16 protein-coding genes are annotated in these 16,197 nt (G+C 58.8%); 3 read left to right on the top strand and 13 right to left on the bottom strand.

Going from position 1 to position 16,197, the window contains the following annotated elements:
* Positions 1-2 precede the first annotated feature (2 nt).
* From KO536_RS18875 to leuS, 5 genes are all read right to left on the bottom strand, one after another.
* Positions 3-1,313, bottom strand: a complete 1,311-nt coding sequence (locus KO536_RS18875; RefSeq protein ID WP_133077014.1) for a lytic murein transglycosylase — start codon at positions 1,311-1,313, stop codon at positions 3-5.
* A 50-nt stretch (positions 1,314-1,363) separates the two neighbouring features.
* Positions 1,364-1,513: an alternative ribosome rescue factor ArfA gene (gene arfA / locus KO536_RS18880; RefSeq protein ID WP_003444166.1), complete on the bottom strand. Its 150-nt coding sequence runs from the start codon at positions 1,511-1,513 to the stop codon at positions 1,364-1,366.
* An 87-nt stretch (positions 1,514-1,600) separates the two neighbouring features.
* Positions 1,601-2,638 (bottom strand): DNA polymerase III subunit delta, encoded by a 1,038-nt coding sequence (gene holA / locus KO536_RS18885; protein ID WP_219262638.1) that lies wholly within the window; start codon positions 2,636-2,638, stop codon positions 1,601-1,603.
* A 43-nt stretch (positions 2,639-2,681) separates the two neighbouring features.
* The gene (gene lptE, locus KO536_RS18890) at positions 2,682-3,287 is read right to left on the bottom strand and encodes an LPS assembly lipoprotein LptE (RefSeq protein WP_133077012.1); all 606 of its coding nucleotides are present in this window, start codon (positions 3,285-3,287) and stop codon (positions 2,682-2,684) included.
* 89 nt (positions 3,288-3,376) lie between these two features.
* A complete protein-coding gene (gene leuS, locus KO536_RS18895) occupies positions 3,377-5,983 on the bottom strand; it encodes a leucine--tRNA ligase (protein WP_133077011.1) in 2,607 nt (868 codons plus the stop codon).
* Positions 5,984-6,217: 234 nt separating this feature from the next.
* Here leuS and KO536_RS18900 point away from each other — a divergent pair, with 234 nt between their 5' ends.
* Together KO536_RS18900 and KO536_RS18905 are read left to right on the top strand one after the other, a co-directional pair.
* The gene (locus KO536_RS18900) at positions 6,218-6,520 is read left to right on the top strand and encodes a hypothetical protein (protein WP_219262639.1); all 303 of its coding nucleotides are present in this window, start codon (positions 6,218-6,220) and stop codon (positions 6,518-6,520) included.
* A gap of 167 nt (positions 6,521-6,687) precedes the next feature.
* A complete protein-coding gene (locus KO536_RS18905; protein WP_133077009.1) occupies positions 6,688-7,449 on the top strand; it encodes a YdcF family protein in 762 nt (253 codons plus the stop codon).
* Between the two features lie 65 nt (positions 7,450-7,514).
* Here KO536_RS18905 and lnt read toward each other — a convergent pair whose 3' ends face one another.
* From lnt to miaB, 5 genes are all read right to left on the bottom strand, one after another.
* Positions 7,515-9,038 carry an apolipoprotein N-acyltransferase gene (gene lnt / locus KO536_RS18910; RefSeq protein WP_133077008.1) on the bottom strand — a complete coding sequence of 508 codons (1,524 nt, stop codon included), beginning with the start codon at positions 9,036-9,038 and terminating at the stop codon, positions 7,515-7,517.
* Positions 9,039-9,059: 21 nt separating this feature from the next.
* Positions 9,060-9,899, bottom strand: coding sequence for an HlyC/CorC family transporter (locus KO536_RS18915; protein ID WP_019824191.1), 840 nt, complete (start codon positions 9,897-9,899; stop codon positions 9,060-9,062).
* 38 nt (positions 9,900-9,937) lie between these two features.
* Positions 9,938-10,399 (bottom strand): rRNA maturation RNase YbeY, encoded by a 462-nt coding sequence (gene ybeY, locus KO536_RS18920; protein ID WP_133077007.1) that lies wholly within the window; start codon positions 10,397-10,399, stop codon positions 9,938-9,940.
* On the bottom strand, positions 10,392-11,411 hold the full coding sequence (locus KO536_RS18925) for a PhoH family protein (RefSeq protein WP_133077006.1): 1,020 nt from the start codon (positions 11,409-11,411) through the stop codon (positions 10,392-10,394). The genes ybeY and KO536_RS18925 overlap by 8 nt, the downstream gene beginning before the upstream one ends.
* 194 nt (positions 11,412-11,605) lie before the next feature.
* Positions 11,606-12,934: a tRNA (N6-isopentenyl adenosine(37)-C2)-methylthiotransferase MiaB gene (gene miaB, locus KO536_RS18930; RefSeq protein WP_133077005.1), complete on the bottom strand. Its 1,329-nt coding sequence runs from the start codon at positions 12,932-12,934 to the stop codon at positions 11,606-11,608.
* Between the two features lie 132 nt (positions 12,935-13,066).
* Here miaB and KO536_RS18935 point away from each other — a divergent pair, with 132 nt between their 5' ends.
* Complete coding sequence (locus KO536_RS18935; RefSeq protein ID WP_019411970.1) at positions 13,067-13,393, top strand: DUF1820 family protein; 327 nt, start codon at positions 13,067-13,069, stop codon at positions 13,391-13,393.
* A 75-nt stretch (positions 13,394-13,468) separates the two neighbouring features.
* Here the strand turns inward: KO536_RS18935 and KO536_RS18940 are convergent, their stop codons facing one another.
* From KO536_RS18940 to thiE, 3 genes are all read right to left on the bottom strand, one after another.
* Positions 13,469-14,017, bottom strand: a complete 549-nt coding sequence (locus KO536_RS18940; RefSeq protein WP_019824185.1) for a tetratricopeptide repeat protein — start codon at positions 14,015-14,017, stop codon at positions 13,469-13,471.
* A 224-nt stretch (positions 14,018-14,241) separates the two neighbouring features.
* Entirely contained in the window at positions 14,242-15,525 is a 1,284-nt protein-coding gene (hemL, locus tag KO536_RS18945) for a glutamate-1-semialdehyde 2,1-aminomutase (protein WP_219262640.1), read from the bottom strand.
* Positions 15,526-15,556: 31 nt separating this feature from the next.
* Entirely contained in the window at positions 15,557-16,180 is a 624-nt protein-coding gene (gene thiE / locus KO536_RS18950; protein WP_133077003.1) for a thiamine phosphate synthase, read from the bottom strand.
* Between the last annotated feature and the right edge of the window lie 17 nt (positions 16,181-16,197).

The raw sequence follows: 16,197 nt of genomic DNA on the forward strand, positions 1-16,197 counted from the left end.
ACTCAGCGGCTACGCAAACTCTCCAGCAACTTGTGACTCGGGTAGCCATCTGCAGGCCAACCCATAGCTTGCTGCGCGCTGCGAATTGCTTTGCGCGTATTGGCGCCAATAATGCCATCCGCATTGCCCGCATCGTAATTGCGCTGGCTCAGCAGTGTTTGCAGCTCTACGCGTTCGGAACGGCTCAGCGGTCGGTCATCTTTTGGCCACGCAGCCAAAATGGTTCCGCCCCCGTTGAAGCGCTGAGACAACAGGCCTACGGCCAGCGCATAGGACGATGAATTGTTGTAGCGCAAGATAGCGCGGAAGTTATCCAGCACCAGGAACGCCGGACCACGGTAGCCTGCCGGCAGCAGCAGGGTAGCGCTCAACTGCTCTGAGCCGGCTGCAGAACTTTCAGGCACTAATACCCCCAGTTGCTGCCATTCGGCGACGCTCTTTTTGACAGCACCATCCGCCAGCGCGTAGTCAAAGCTGGCAGGCAACATGACTTCAAAGCCCCACGGCTGGCCTTGTTTCCAGCCAGAGCTTTGCAGGTAATGCGCAGTCGAGGCCAGGGCGTCGGCAGAGCTGTTCCAGATGTCACGACGACCGTCACCGTCGAAATCCACGGCGTGGGTTTCATAGGTCGTCGGAATGAACTGGGTCTGGCCCATTGCGCCAGCCCAGGAGCCGAGCATTTTGTCGGCGCTGATATCACCTTGCTGAATGATTTTCAGCGCCGAGATCAATTGGCTTTGGGCGAATTCCGGGCGACGCCCTTCGTAGGCCAGGGTGGCCAGCGATCGGATGACGGATTTGTTGCCCTGGAACGAGCCGAAGTTGCTCTCCATGCCCCAGACCGACACCAGTGCCTGGCGGTCGACGCCATAACGCTGTTCGATGCGGCTCAGCAACTCGGCGTTTTGCTCCAGCAAACGCTGACCATTACGCACACGCAAGGGTGACAGGGCGCCGTCGAGGTATTCCCAGACAGGGCGGCTGAATTCAGGCTGGCTGCGGTCGGCCTTGATCACGCTCATGTCGGGTGTGACGCCAGCAAAGGCGTTATCGAACACCTGCGGGCTGATTCCGGCTTTGAGGGCCTGAACGCGGAAGTTGGCCTGCCACTCGCTGAAGCTCTGGGCGGGCTGGACAAAAGGTGTGTCGGTGGTGCCTGGCGCGCTGGTGGTCACCGCTGGGGCGGGAGGCGTCACAGGCAAGGGTTGGGCATCGGCTGCGGTAGGTTTCTCGGCGCAGGCGACTAAAAGGATGACGCTGGAAGCAGCGATCAGTTGGCGCATCGGCCAACCACGTTTATGACTTAAGGGCATGCGCAGGTCCAGGTAATGCAAATCAGATGCAGACCTTATCATCCCCGCTGTCAGGCAGCCAGAAAGTAAAAAGCCTCCCGGTCTCTCGACTGGAAGGCTTCGCGGCGGTAGCTGCCTTTGCCTTTGGCGGGGCGTTCCTGGCGGCTGCGGAACAGGGGTTGGGCGACGATGGATTTGGCCTTGTTGGGGCGCTTGCTCATGGCAGGTACTCTCGCTTGATGTGAACAAGCGCAAATCATCGGCCAGAATTTTGCGGTTGTCCAGCCATGGGTGAGTGGGAGCAGGGGTTACTCCGCAGGCAGACTCAAGCGTTGTCCGCACATCAGCAGCGCCAGACGACTCAGGCTGTTCCAGGCCGAGCCCGCTGCCTGACCCTTGATTTGCGCATCGATACGCTGTGCGTCCATCAACAGCTGTGCCCAGCGCTGCGCCGAGTAACGTTGCAAAGCCTTGCTCATCAGCGGCTTGCGCTTGTCCCAGACCGGGGGGCGTGCCTGGCTGAAAGCCTTGTCCAGAGGAATGCCCTGGCTGTATTGCAGCGCAATATTGGCCAGAACCCGCAGTTCACGGGCCAGTGCCCAGAGGATCACCGGAGGCTCTACACCTTCACCGCGCAAACCCTCCAGCATGCGCAAGGCGTGGGAAGCCTCGCCGTTAAGTACGGCATCGACCAGGCCAAACACATCAAAGCGCGCACTGTCAGCCACCGCGGCCTGTACGGTTTCGACGGTGATCTGCCCGTCTTCGGCCATCAATTTGAGCTTTTCGATTTCCTGGGCCGCCGCCAGCAGGTTGCCCTCAACCCTTGCAGCAATCAGTTCGACCGCGTCCTGGCTGGCAGACAAGCCTGCCTGTGACAGGCGCTGGCGAATCCATTGAGGCAACTGGTTGGCGTCGACTGGCCAGATCTGAACGAACTGGGTATGGGGTCCCTCGACAAGTGCCTTGCCCCACTTGGTCTTCTGCGCGCTGCCATCAAGCTTGGGCAGGCTGATCAGCAAAAGGGTGTCTTCGGCCGGGCGTGAGCTGTACTCGATCAGTGCCGCGGCGCCTTTGTCGCCGGGTTTACCCGAGGGCAGGCGCAGTTCCAGCAGGCGCTTTTCGGCGAACAGCGACATGCTGGCGCCCGCTTGCAGCAACGTGCCCCAGTCAAAGCTGGCGTCTGCGCTGAACACCTGGCGTTCATCAAAACCTTGTTGGCGAGCAGTGCTGCGAATGGCGTCTGCCGCTTCCTGGCACAGCAACGGGTCATCGCCGCTGATGATGTAGATCGGCGAGAGATTGCCTTGCAAGTGTTTGGCGAGTTGGGCGGGGGCGAGTTTCATAGGGGCTATAACGATAGCGGGGCGCCTGAGCGCCCCGTATGCCTTACTGGTTTTGCAGTTCGAGAGGCGACTGTTGAGGGGTTTCCTCTTGAGCCTTGCGTGCAGCTTCGATGGCGTCGGCTTCAGCCTTGGCCTTCGCATCGGCCTGCTGTTGCAGCTTTTCCAGCTGCTCAGGCGTCAACTGCTCAAGGCGCATGACCAGTTGCTGTACGAGGTCGCGACGCATCTCTTTACGGATCATTTGGCCTTCCTGATTGGCGCCAGCAATGTTGCTGCCGTCCTGCAGGTAAACCTTGTTCGCTTCAACCCGATTGCTCAGCAGCGTCAGATTGTTGTGACCCCGGATTTCGTAATTCACCACGTTGGTCAACTGATACTCGGCAGTTCCGCCGTTGCCAGAGTAGCTGGCGGCGCGCTGAGTTTCTTTTTCGCTGGTCAGAACCATTTTGTACGGAGCATTGGCGGTCAGTTTTACGCCGCTGTTTTCCAGAATCTGACGCAGTTGGCGCACGGTATCGCCATAGGCGTTGCGAGCACTCACGTCGAGTTCGGTGATCGTCAGCTGATTGGTGCCGGTGCCGCGCAGCTGGAAGCCGCAGGCGCTCAACAAAATAGCGAGACCCATCACCAGCAGGTTGCGTTTGATCATGTGTTGCTCCCCTTGAAACCAGATAGGCCGACTAGGCGGCCCTGAAGGTCTTATTGGGCGCCCGGGCATGGCACGGGCGCCTGTTCCAGTTAGCTCGCGACGATATTGACCAGTTTGCCGGGGACCACGATGACTTTGCGAATCGTCAGGCCTTCGGTAAACCGCAGTACGTTTTCGTTGGTGCGGGCTGCGGCTTCAACGTCTTCACGGCTGGCACTGGCTGGCATTTCAATATGCCCACGCAGTTTGCCGTTGACCTGGATAACCAGTTGCAGGGTGTCTTGAATCAGTGCGCTTTCATCCAGGGTTGGCCAAGGCGCGTCGATGATGGCGCCTGCATGGCCCAATTTGTTCCACAACTCATGGCTGATATGCGGAGTGATAGGGGCCAATACCAGTGCAACCGTTTCAAGGCCTTCCTGCAGCAGTGCGCGGTCTTGTTCAGTCACTTGCGGTGCTTTTTCAAGCACGTTCATCACGGTCATCACCTGGGCGACGGCGGTGTTGAATTTGTGATGCAGGCCGACGTCCTGGCTCGCTTGCTTGATCGCCTGGTGGATAGCACGGCGAATGACTTTTTGTTCGTCGTTCAGGCTGGCGATGTCCAGCGTGCCCGGCAGACCTTGGCCAACGTGGGCATAGGCCAGACGCCATACGCGCTTGAGGAAGCGGTGCGAACCTTCAACACCCGAGTCGGACCATTCCAGGCTCGCGTCAGGTGGCGAGGCAAACATCATGAACAAGCGGCAGGTGTCTGCGCCGTATTGCTCGATCATGTATTGCGGGTCGACGCCGTTGTTCTTGGACTTGGCCATTTTTTCAGTGCCACCGATTTCAACGGGCAGGCCGTCGCTGATCAGTTTGGCGCCGATGATCTTGGCTTTGCTGTCACGCTCCAGCTCGACGTCTGCCGGGTTGAACCAGGTCAGGGCGCCGTTGGCTTCGCGACGGTAGTAAGTTTCGGCAATCACCATGCCTTGGGTCAGCAGGTTCTTGAACGGCTCGTTGGAGCTGACAAGACCTTCGTCACGCATCAGCTTGTGGAAGAAGCGCGCGTACAGCAGGTGCAAGATGGCGTGTTCGATACCGCCGATGTACTGGTCAACCGGCAGCCAGTGGTCAGCCGCCGATTTCTCGACCAGGCCGCCTTCATAGTGCGGGGACGCGTAACGGGCGTAGTACCACGAGGACTCGACGAAGGTGTCCATCGTGTCGGTTTCGCGTTTGGCCGGTGCGCCACATTTAGGGCAGCTGCACTCATAGAATTCAGGCATGCGCGCCAATGGCGAGCCGGCGCCATCGGGCACGACGTCTTCTGGCAGGATGACGGGCAACTGGTCTTCAGGGACCGGAACGTCACCGCAGGTGTCGCAGTGCACGATCGGGATCGGGCAGCCCCAGTAGCGCTGGCGGCTGATGCCCCAGTCACGCAGGCGGAACTGGGTACGCGACTGGCCAAGGCCTTTGGCGGTCAGGGCGGCTTCGATGGCAGCGAATGCCGCGTCGAAATCCAGGCCGTCGAATTCGCCGGAGTTGATCAGCGTGCCGTGCTCGTTGTAGGCGTCTTGCCACGGAGCAGGTGATTCGTCGCCTGCGCTGGTACGAACGACTGCTTTGATCGGCAGGTTGTACTTGGTAGCGAACTCGAAATCACGCTCGTCGTGTGCTGGAACGGCCATCACCGCGCCGTCGCCGTAATGCATCAATACATAGTTGGCGACCCATACCGGGAGCTTTTCACCGGTCAGTGGGTGCTCAACGAACAGCGAGGTTGGCAGTCCCTTTTTCTCCTGGGTCGCCATATCGGCTTCGGCCACGCTGCCGCCTTTGCATTCAGCGATAAACGCTTGCAGCTCAGGATTGCCTTGTGCAGCCAGAGTGGCGAGCGGGTGCTCGGCAGCCACGGCTACATAGGTAGCGCCCATGAGGGTGTCGGGACGGGTGGTGAAGACCTTGAGTGCGCCCGCTTCGCCGATGGAGTCGACGTTGTAAGGGAACTGCACTTCCATGCCGCGGGATTTGCCAATCCAGTTACGCTGCATGGTTTTGACCTGCTCGGGCCAACCCGGCATGTCGTCGAGGCTTTCAAGCAGTTCATCCGCATAAGCGGTGATCTTGAAGTAGTACATCGGGATTTCGCGCTTTTCGATCAGCGCGCCCGAACGCCAGCCGCGGCCGTCGATGACCTGTTCGTTGGCCAGAACGGTCTGGTCCAGCGGGTCCCAGTTCACGGTGCCGTTTTTACGGTAGATCACACCTTTTTCGAACAGGCGAGTGAACAGCCATTGTTCCCAGCGGTAGTAATCCGGCTGGCAGGTCGTGATTTCGCGGGACCAGTCCACCGCCAGACCCAGGCTGCGCAGCTGGGTTTTCATGTAGGCGATGTTTTCGTAAGTCCACTTGGCCGGGGCGACATTGTTTTTCATCGCGGCGTTTTCGGCCGGCATGCCGAAGGCGTCCCAACCCATCGGTTGCAGGACGTTTTTACCGAGCATGCGCTGGTAACGGGAGATCACGTCACCGATGGTGTAGTTACGCACATGCCCCATGTGTAGCTTGCCGCTTGGGTACGGGAACATCGACAGGCAGTAGTAAGTCTCTTTGCCTGGATCTTCGCTGACTTCGAAGGACTTTTGGTTGTCCCAGAATGATTGGGCGGCGGCTTCTATTTCACGGGGCTGATATTGTTCGTGCATGGCTACTTGTACTGATAAAGGGTGGCCTAATCCTCTTCAACATAGATCGGCTTTGGTGTTGCCCGGTCAGGTTGGAGCAGGGGTTACAGGAAGTCCCGTAGCATACATGACCCCGCTCTATCGAGGGAAACCCTGATTGCCTCATCACTCCGTTGGTCGCGGCAGCACGCCGGTTTTACAGGCACAGCTAAGCTCTCTTTGGGGGAGATACATTTCCTTTAATGAGGTGGACGGATGGCAGAGTTGCAACGCAGCGCAACAACATCGCAAGTGTATGAGCGGCTGATTGATCGTTTAAGTGTGGCTCTTGATTCAGCAAAGACGGCTGTCCAATTACGTGATGAACGTCCAGTCGAGTTGGAGTTGCGAGGCTTGAGTCGTGCCGAGCTAGAGTTGATCAACCTCTATTTGAATCGGATGGGGCGTGAGGCGATTGAACGCTCGCAAGGCAGCAGGAACATGCAGGATGCCCCCAAGGCCAAGGCCAAGGCCAAGGCCAAGGTCATCTGGCTTAAAGACAGGGTGCAGGGAGCTTAGGGCCTTACGGCGATTCAACGATTCAGGCCGGGCCTTCAGAAAAAGTCGCATCAAGAAAGGTTGTACCCCGGGTTGATGTATCAGGCGTTTGTGTTTGGGTTTCTCACCTGCGCTGTTGATGCGTTCACTCAACCCCCTTAGGCTTCGGGCATCTTTGGAGATGCTCGATGCCTATTCGATATTTTTTAAAACAACTTCTATTACCTCCTGGAATTCTTTTACTCCTCTTGGTGCTTGCCTGGTGGTTGCGTCGTTCGCGCCCGCGTTTGGCGGGTGTCCTGTTCGCCTTGGGGGTGGGCGGTTTTTGGCTGATGAGTTTGCCCGTGATGGTGGAATGGGGCGCGCGGGTGCTCGAGAGCGAGCCGCCGTTGGCCCAAAGCGAGTGGTCCAGGCTTGCGCAGCGGGCGGATGCAATCGTGGTGCTGGGCTCGGGCCGTGAGCGGGGAGACCCGGCATGGGGCAGCGATCAACCGACGGGAATAGGCCTGGAACGCCAGCGATATGCGGCCCGGCTGGCCAAGGCTTCAGGTTTGCCGGTACTGACCACGGGAGGTTTGCACTACGGCACGCCCCCCAGCGAGGCGCAGTTGATGGCGGACTCGTTGCGTGATGACTTTGGTGTGAGCGTGCGCTGGAAAGAAGAACAAAGCCGTACCACGTGGGAAAACGCCAAAATGACTGCAGACATTCTGCTGCCGCTGGGTATCAAACGCGTGGTAGTAGTCACCCACGGCTGGCACATGCCGCGTTCGGTGTGGAGCTTTGAAAAGGCGGGCTTTGAGGTTGTACCCGCTCCCGTTGGATTCTTGAGTGCTGACAACGCTCGGCCGCTGGGGGGCTGGATGCCCGAATACAAATCGTTCTGGCAGTCCGGGCTGTTGATCAATGAAGCGGTCGGGCAGATGTCCTATCCGCTTTTTTACCGGTAACTGAGAGGCGGGGCGTCTGGCTGTTTGTGGGAGCGGGCTTGCTCGCGATGCAAGCCCGGCTGCCACTACACCGTCTTGGCAATCCGGCTGGTGATCAGTGCCCAGCCAATCAGCAGGCTGCACAGGATGATCAGCGGCCACGAGCGCCATTGCAGGTAAGGCGTGAAGTTGTGCATGGGGACTACTTCGCCATACATGATGCCCTGCTCAAACTGCGGGATCTGGGTGGTGATCTGGCCGAACGGATTGATCAGAGCCGTTACGCCATTGTTGGTTGCCCGGATCATCCAGCGGCCTGCTTCCAGGGCGCGCATTTGTGCCATCTGCAAATGTTGCAGCGGGCCAATCGAGGTGCCGAACCAGGTGTCGTTACTGATGGTGAGCAAAATATCGCTTTGGGCGGCGAGGTTGGCCACGAAGTCCGGGTAGACGACTTCATAGCAAATAAGCGGCGCGATCTGATAACCCTTCGCTTGCAGCATGGCCTGATCAGACGGGCCTCGGGCGAAGTCCGACATCGGCAGGTCGAAGAATGCGATCAGGCCGCGCAGGACATCCTGCAACGGCACGTATTCGCCAAACGGCACCAGCTTCTGTTTCAGATAAACACCGTCACCCTCACCAACGGCGGTAATACCGTTGAAGTAGCGCGGCTCGTGACGTACTTCCTGGCGGATAGGCACGCCTGTAATCAGTGCCGAGTTTCGATCAGCGGCAAACCGCCCCATCATGCTCAAGAAGCCTTCAGCGTTTTCTTTGAGTACGGGAATGGCGGTTTCTGGCCAAACGATGAGATCAACGCGTTTGGAGCTCAATGTCATGTCGCGGTACAGGGCCAGTTGCGCGTTGAGCTGCGCCGGATCCCATTTCATGCTTTGTTCGATATTGCCCTGGATGGCCGCGACGCTCAGTGGATCACCCGAAGGGCTGGTCCAGGCGTGATGCTTGAGTGCCTGGCCGAGGCACCACGGACCGATCAGTAACACTAAACCAGCCGCTACAAAGGCTTTGCGTTTGGCCTTGATCAGGCGCGGCAGATTGCACAGCAGTGCTGCGGTCAGGGCCAGGGTAAAGGAGATCAGCCACATGCCGCCCAGAGGGGCAAGGCCGGCCAGTGGGCCGTCCAATTGGCTGTAACCGGAGTACAGCCAGGGGAAGCCGGTGAGGAACCAGCCACGAAAAGCTTCCTGTGCGACCCACAGGGCCGCAAACGCCAATGTGTCGGCCAGTGGCGCTTCGTTGCGGCGAATCCAGCGTGCCCAGAGCCAGGCGGGGAGGGCGAAGAACCATGCAATAGCTGCCGTGAACGCCAGCATCAGCAGTCCGGCCAGCAGCACAGACGCGCCGCCGAAGTGGTGAATGCTGTAGTAGATCCAGCTGGTGCCGGCGCCAAACAGACCAAAACCGTAGCACCAGCCACGGCCCAGCGCCTGTCTTGGGGACAGGTCACGCAAGCCAAGATAGAAAATGGCCAGGGCAACCAGTGCCAGTGGCCAGATATCGAAAGGTGCCAACGCCAGGGTTGTCAGTGCGCCGGCCACCACGGCCAGCAAGTTACCGGGCCAGCCGGGGGAGGTTATCCAGCGCATTTCAATCCTTGGTATTGAGGTTTAGCGGGCGATAGGCGTAAGGCGAATCAAATGAATCCGGCGACTGTCCGCATTGAGGATGCGGAAGCGGTAAGGACCGATTTCAGTGGTTTCGTTGCGTTTTGGCAAGTGCCCGAATGCACTCATGACCAGGCCGCCGACAGTGTCGAATTCATCGTCGGAGAATTCGGTGTCAAAGAACTCGTTGAAGTTCTCGATGGGGGTGAGGGCCTTGATCAGGAAGTCACCGCTGGGCAGCGGCTTGATGTAGCTGTCTTCCTCGACATCGTGCTCGTCTTCGATGTCGCCGACGATCTGCTCCAGAACGTCTTCAATCGTTACCAGGCCCGCCACGCCGCCGTATTCGTCAATCACGATGGCCATGTGGTTGTGGTTGGCACGGAACTCACGCAACAACACGTTCAGACGCTTGGACTCAGGGACAAACGTCGCCGGACGCAGCAAATCCTTGATGTTGAACTTGTCGCCGTTCTCCTGAAGGATCAGCGGCAGCAAGTCTTTGGCCAGGAGGACGCCCAGGACGTCGTCATGGCTTTCGCCGATCACCGGGTAGCGCGAGTGCGCAGCCTCAATGATCGCCGGGAGAAATTCACGGGGGGTCTGGGTCGCCTTGATGCTGATCATCTGCGAGCGCGGAACCATGATGTCCCGTACCTGCAGGTCAGCCACCTGAATGGCGCCTTCGACGATGGCCAGCGCTTCACTGTCCAATAGTTTGTTCTGGTGTGCTTCGCGCAGCAGCTCAAGCAGCTCCTGGCGGTTTTTCGGCTCATGGGCAAAGGCCTGGGTCAGCTTACCCAACCATGACTTTTGCCCGTTGCTCGATCGGTCTTCGCTCATAGCGATTTACTCGTATCCCTTGGTCGTTTCAGTGGGTGTTATTCGGTTTCGTCGTCTGCATACGGGTCTGGATGACCCAGTTCAGCAAGCAACGTTCGTTCCAGTGCTTCCATTTCTTCGGCTTCTTCGTCTTCTATATGGTCGTAACCCAGAAGATGCAAGCAGCCATGAATCACCAGGTGGGCCCAATGGGCCTCGAGGCTTTTGCCTTGTTCGGTGGCTTCGCGTTCAACCACGGCCACGCAAATCACCAGATCGCCCAGTAACGGGATATCGAGGAATTCGTCAGGCACGTCAGCCGGAAAGGAAAGCACGTTGGTGGCGTAGTCTTTCTGGCGCCAGGTGTGATTGAGCTCGCGGCCTTCGGCTTCGTCTACCAGGCGAATGGTCATTTCCGAATCGGCGGTACGCTGACGAAGGGCCAGTTCACACCATTGGCGGAACTGGGCTTCGGTGGGGGCGGCTGCCTCGGTGGCCAGTTGCAGGTCAAGCTCAAGCATCGTGACGGTAATCCTTTGCAGCGGGCAGTGCGGCCAGCTTGTCGGCGGCTTCCTGTTCGTAGCGCCCGTAGGCTTCCACAATGCGCTGCACCAGCGGGTGGCGCACGACGTCTTTGGACTGGAAGTGAGTAAAGCTGATACCCGGTACATCCTTGAGCACTTCAATGACGTGGTTCAGCCCTGATTTGGTGCCTTTAGGCAGGTCGATCTGGGTGATGTCACCGGTGATCACGGCGGTCGAGCCGAAGCCGATACGGGTCAGGAACATCTTCATTTGCTCGACGGTGGTGTTCTGGCTTTCGTCGAGAATGATAAAGCTGTTGTTCAGCGTGCGACCACGCATGTAGGCCAGTGGCGCAACTTCGATCACCTGGCGCTCGATCAGCTTGGCCACGTATTCAAAGCCCAGCATTTCGTACAGCGCGTCGTAGAGCGGGCGCAGGTACGGGTCGATTTTCTGCGACAGGTCGCCAGGCAGGAAACCGAGTTTTTCGCCGGCTTCAACGGCCGGGCGCACCAGCAGGATGCGGCGGATTTGCTCGCGTTCCAGGGCATCAACGGCGCAGGCCACGGCCAGATAGGTTTTACCCGTACCCGCTGGGCCAATCCCGAAGTTGATGTCGTTCCCCAGGATTTCTTTGACGTAGCGCTGCTGATTGATGCCTCGGGGGCGAATCATGCCCTTTTTGGTACGCAGCGAAACACTGGCTTCAGCCACCGGATTACTGGCCAGGTCTTCGACGGCAGATTCCTGCAGGAACAGGTGCACCATGTCCGGTGAAAGCTCGCAGGCTCTGGTTTCACGGTACAGGCGGCGCAGCAGATGTTCAGCGGAAGAGGTCAGCTTGGGGTCGCCGATCAGCTCGAATTGATTACCGCGATTGCGGATTTCGATCGTCAGGCGTTGTTCGATCAAGCGCAAGTGCTCGTCGAATTGCCCGCACAGATTGGCGAAACGGCGAGCCTCAAATGGCTCGAGAAGAAAGCGATGTGGTTCGATGGGTGCGTTCAAGGTCGTATTTAGCCGCCCTTAGGCAATTGAGATGGAATTAAGGATAACGCTAGCAGGTCAAGCGTGAAAGGACTTAACCAAATGTTTGATGTGGGAGCGGGCTTGCTCGCGATTGCATCACCGCACTCGTCCAGCCGGACCGCGTTGCATGCATCGCGAGCAAGCCCGCTCCCACAGAAGTTGATTGCGTGTGGTCAGTTCAGCAGCGAGCCCCGCAACGAGTGCGGCTGGGCAGCATCGATGTGCACATCGGCGAATTGCCCGATCAACTGCGGGTTGTCACAGCGGAAGTTGACGATCCGGTTGTTCTCGGTGCGGCCCTGCAGTTCACCAGGGTCTTTTTTCGAGTAGTCGGTCACCAGAATCCGCTGGATGGAACCCACCATTTGGCGGCTGATCTCAAAACCCTGCTGGTTGAGGCGATGTTGCAGCGCGTTCAGACGCTCCTTCTTGCGCTCTTCCGGCGTGTCGTCTGTCAGGTCTGCTGCCGGGGTGCCCGGGCGCTGGCTGTACACAAAGGAGTAGGAGAAGTCGAAACCTACGTCTTCGATCAGCTTCATGGTTTGTTCGAAGTCTTTTTCGGTCTCGCCCGGGAAGCCAACAATAAAGTCGGAACTGATGCAGATACCCGGTACGGCAGCGCGCAGTTTGCGCAGCTTGGACTTGTATTCCAGTGCCGTGTGGTTGCGCTTCATGGCCGACAGGATGCGGTCAGAGCCCGATTGCACCGGCAAGTGCAGGTGTTTGACCAGCTCCGGGACTTCGGCGTGGGCCTGGATCAGGCTGTCGGAGAACTCCAGCGGGTGGGAGGTGGTGTAGCGAATGCGCTCGATCCCGTCGATCGCGGCAACCACGCGAATCAGTTCGGCAAGATCGGCCAAGCGGCCGCCCTCGGTCAGGCCGCGGTAGCCGTTGACGTTCTGGCCGAGCAGGGTCACTTCACGTACGCCGTTTTCGGCCAGGTGAATCACCTCGGCCAGCACGTCATCGAACGGGCGGCTGACTTCTTCGCCGCGGGTATAAGGCACCACGCAGAATGTGCAGTATTTGCTGCAACCTTCCATGACCGAGACGTAGGCGCTTGGGCCGTCGATGCGCGGTTCTGGCAGATGGTCGAACTTCTCGATCTCGGGGAACGACACGTCGACCTGCGGCAGCTTGGTGATGCGCGCAGCGTCGATCATTTCTGGCAGGCGATGCAGGGTTTGCGGGCCAAATACCACATCCACGTAAGGGGCGCGATCGCGAATCGCCGCACCTTCCTGGCTGGCAACACAGCCGCCCACGGCAATCACCATGTCGGGGTTGGCCAGTTTCAATTCACGCCAGCGACCCAGTTGCGAGTACACGCGGTCTTGGGCGCGTTCACGGATCGAACAGGTATTAAGCAGGATGACATCAGCGTCTTCGGCGCGCGCTGTGACTTCCAGGGCCTGATGTTCACCCAGCAGGTCGACCATGCGCGAGCTGTCGTACTCATTCATCTGGCAACCGTGGGTTTCGATGTAAAGCTTCTTGGCCATGGGTGTTCATCAAGTGATTCAAAGAACCGCGCATTATAGGGGTCATGGCCGTTGCTTCCTAGCGTTGTGCGTCTGACGGCTATGCTATAGTTCGCGCCCTCTTTTATACCTCCAGATGCTTACCCGCCCACCATGACCAAACGTGAAGCTCCAATCTACAAGGTGATTTTCCTTAACCAGGGCCAGGTGTTCGAAATGTACGCCAAGCAGATCTATCAAAGTGATCTGTGGGGTTTCCTGGAAGTTGAGGAATTCGTCTTCGGTGAGCGCACGCAAATGGTCGTCGACCCGAGTGAAGAAAAACTCAAGGCCCAGTTCGAAGGTGTGGTGCGCAGTTTTGTGCCGATGCACTCGATTGTGCGTATCGACGAGGTTGAGCGCTTGGGCACTCCCAAAATCAGCGAAGCCCGTGGTGTGAGCAACGTGATGCCGTTTCCGTTTCCGATGCCGGAAAAGTAAGGCCGTTTATTCTGTCGGGAATCGTCTGCCGGGATGGGCTAAGGCTGCGACTGCAGGCTTTGTGCTGGCCTTGATTTAAGGCAGCGGCGAAAACGGCGAGCGGGCATCGGTCGATTGCAGTTCCTGCAAGTACTTGCGGAAAATCTGCCCCAGGATCTGGGTGGCGGTTTCCAGCTGGTCGCGAGGCATTTGCTCGGCTACCAGGTCGGCAGTGTCCAGTGCGTCTTCGGCGCCGTTGACCGCGGCCATCTTCAGCACGATATACGCCTGGATGTTATTGGCCGGTACACCTTCGCCCTTGAAGAACATGGTGCCGAGCTGGAATTGAGCCATGGCGTGACCTTGCAGCGACGCTTGCTCGAAATAGCTCAATGCCTGATTAAGATCGCGAGGGGTGTTTTTACCGTCGTAATAGAACTCGCCTAACTCGTATTCGGCTTCTGCATCCCCGGCTTTTGCCGCTTCAACGCATGCCGCAAGCGCCTCGGCGAGGTCTTCAGGCTGAGTATTGAGGGTGCAGCGACCCATCGCTGGGATCAACAACGAGTTACCGCCTGCCTGGACAAGCAGCGGTTGTAGGAGCAACAGGCAGCCCAGTGCAAGGGCGCGGCCGGTGCGGTTCATGGGAATCGACGTACCTCTGAAAGGCGGGTTAACCCGACCGTGGGATGTGTAGGCGCGCATTATGAAATAAGCAGAGGCAACCTTACAAAGTCTTTACTCGTTTTTCTGCTGCGTGACCGCGATATCCATTGATTTAAGACGATTTTGGACGGGCGGGGTAAAAGATCAGGCCATTACGGGCATAAAAAAACGGCAAGGGCATCAACCCTTGCCGTTTTTGTGGATCACTTCAGTGCGGCAAATGCACGCTCTGCAGCATCCAGGGTCAGTTGCAGCTCGGTCTCGCCGTGGGCGATCGAGGTGAAACCGGCTTCAAAAGCACTGGGTGCCAGATACACGCCACCGTCGAGCATCAGGTGGAAGAAACGCTTGAACAGATCGGCATCGCTGGCCATCACATCATCGAAGGTGACGATGTCGTCGGCGCCGCTGAAGTACAGGCCGAACATGCCACCGGCCTGGGTGGTGACAAATGGAATGCCTGCCGCGTCGGCGCGCTGCTGCAAGCCATCCAGCAAGCGGGTAGTGTAATCGCTCAGCTCGGCGTGGAAGCCCGGACGGCTGATCAGGCGCAAGGTGGTCAGGCCTGCAGCCATTGCCAGCGGGTTGCCGGACAGAGTGCCAGCCTGGTAAACCGGGCCCAGTGGTGCGATGTGCTGCATGATTTCGCGTTTGCCGCCGAAGCAGCCAACCGGCATGCCGCCGCCGATGATCTTGCCGAAGGTGCTCAGGTCCGGGGTGACGCCGTAATGGGCTTGAGCGCCACCCAGGGCAACACGGAAACCGGTCATCACTTCGTCAAAAATCAGCACCACGCCGTGTTTGTCGCACAGGCTGCGCAGGCCTTGCAGGAAACCTGGCGCAGGCGGTACGCAGTTCATGTTGCCGGCCACCGGCTCGACGATGATACAGGCCACGGTGTCGCCGACTTCACCCAATAGTTTTTCAACCGCTTCAATGTCGTTGAACGCGGTGGTCAGGGTGTGTTTGGCAAAATCAGCCGGAACCCCGGCCGAGCTCGGTACGCCCTGAGTCAGCAGGCCTGAGCCAGCCTTGACCAGCAGGCTGTCGGAGTGGCCGTGGTAGCAGCCTTCAAACTTGAGGATATTGTCGCGGCCGGTGAAACCACGGGCCAGGCGGATGGCGCTCATGGTGGCTTCGGTGCCGGAGCTGACCATGCGCACCATTTCCATCGACGGCACGATGGAGCACACCAGGTCTGCCATTTCGGTTTCCATGGCGGTCGGAGCACCGTACGACAAGCCGTGTTCCAGTTGCGCACGCACCGCATCCAGTACTTGCGGGTGGCTGTGACCCAGAATCATCGGGCCCCACGAGCCGACGTAATCCACGTAGCGTTTGTCGTCTTCGTCAGTGACGTAGGCGCCTTCAGCATGCTTGAAGAACAGCGGGGTGCCGCCCACGCTCTTGAACGCACGCACAGGCGAATTCACGCCGCCGGGGATGTGTTTTTGAGCATTGGCAAACAGGGTTTCGGAACGAGACATGGTGGGCTCTCTCTGAATCAGGATTCGGTATTTAAATAGACAGCAAGGTGTTGAACGCCTTGGCGCGGCGGGTGACTTCCTGGGCGTCCCGGGCGCCAAACAGGCCATGCACCACGGCCAGCAGGTCGGCGCCGTGGGCAACCAGTGGGGCCGCGTTGTCCAGGGTAATGCCGCCAATCACACAAATCGGCAGGTTGAGCCGGGCGCGAGCCTGGTCCAGTACGTCCAGGGTTGCGGTCGGGGCGCCGGGCTTGGTGCTGGAATTGAAAAAGCGTCCAAAGGCGACATAACTTGCCCCTTCCTTGGCGGCCTGCTCGGCAAGCTCAATCTGGCTATGGCAGGTGGAACCAATGATGGCATTGCGCCCGAGCAGTGCCCGGGCCGGTGTCAGCGGGCCATCGGTTTGCCCCAGGTGTACGCCCACGCCCAGGCGCGCGGCCAGCTCGGCATCGTCGTTGATGATCAAGTGCGCCTTGTAGCGCTCGCACAAACCGCGCAATGCCTCGGCTTCGCGAAGGCGACGGGCGTCATCGTTACTTTTGTCGCGATATTGCAACAGCGTCAGGCCGCCATCGAGGGCCGCCTCAACGTAGGGCAGCAGTTTGCCGGCCAGCAGTTGGCTGTCAGTGATTGCATACAGGCCGCGCAGTGTCATGGTTCGTGCCTCATTCG

The organism is Pseudomonas sp. NKUCC02_KPG (assembly GCF_019345465.1).
Classification (GTDB): domain Bacteria; phylum Pseudomonadota; class Gammaproteobacteria; order Pseudomonadales; family Pseudomonadaceae; genus Aquipseudomonas.